1 protein-coding gene is annotated in these 811 nt (G+C 64.5%); it reads left to right on the top strand.

Annotated elements, in window-relative coordinates; genetic code table 11:
- A partial coding sequence (locus tag EN884_RS37490) for an FAD-dependent oxidoreductase (protein WP_128361206.1) occupies positions 1 to 811 on the top strand: 811 nt, incomplete at both ends.

Genomic DNA, 811 nt, shown 5'->3' with positions numbered 1-811 from the left:
GGCAGGCTGGACGTTGCATCATCACGACATGAATGTCGATCATCTCTACTACCGCGAGCGCAAGGCGAGCGAAGCGGAAGAAGCCGACATGAAGGCCGCCGACGCAAAGCTGTTCGAACTGCTGGCCAGGCATGAAGTGAAGGACGGAGATGACGATCGTCTTTCGGCGCTGTTGGCAAAAGGCCATGCGCCGCGCGCCGCCGCCACCTTCGCCGGGCCGATGGATTTCGGCGCCGACGAGGACGAAATCTCGATCCTGGACTTCCAAGCCGCCGCCGATCTCGACCCGAACTACTTCAGCAAGGAGGGCCTTGGCGCGCTGGTGGCGCGTTTCGGCGCCGGCGTGCCGGTCGAACTGTCGACGCCGGTGCGTAAGATCCTGTGGGACGTGCCCGGCGTCGCCTGCGTCACCGATCGCGGCACCGTCCGCGCCAAAGCGGTGATCGTGACCGCTTCGCCGGCGGTGCTCGCCTTCGAGGAGATCGCGTTCTCGCCGGCCCTGCCCGACACCCATTTTGGCGCCTTCTTCGACCTGCCGATGGGCATGCTGACCAAATTGCCGGTCGAAATATCGGGCACAAGGCTCGGGCTGCAGCCTTTCGACGACCTGCTGATCGAACGGATGGCCAGGCACGACATCTATTTCCTGTGCTTCCCGTTCGACCTTGACCTGATGGTCGGGTTCGTCGGCGGCGATTTCGCCTGGGAAATGTCGGCGGCCGGCGAGGCGGCCGGCATCGACTTCGTCGTCGACCGGCTGTGCGGCATCTTCGGTGGCGATACGCGCAAGCATGTCGGACGCGCCCTGATG

Origin of the sequence: Mesorhizobium sp. M7A.F.Ca.AU.001.01.1.1, assembly GCF_004022735.1 — a bacterium.
GTDB classification, from domain to species: Bacteria; Pseudomonadota; Alphaproteobacteria; order Rhizobiales; family Rhizobiaceae; genus Mesorhizobium; species Mesorhizobium ciceri.
The sequence above is the reverse complement of the archived record's forward strand: the minus strand, read 5'-3'. Positions and strand labels throughout refer to the sequence as shown.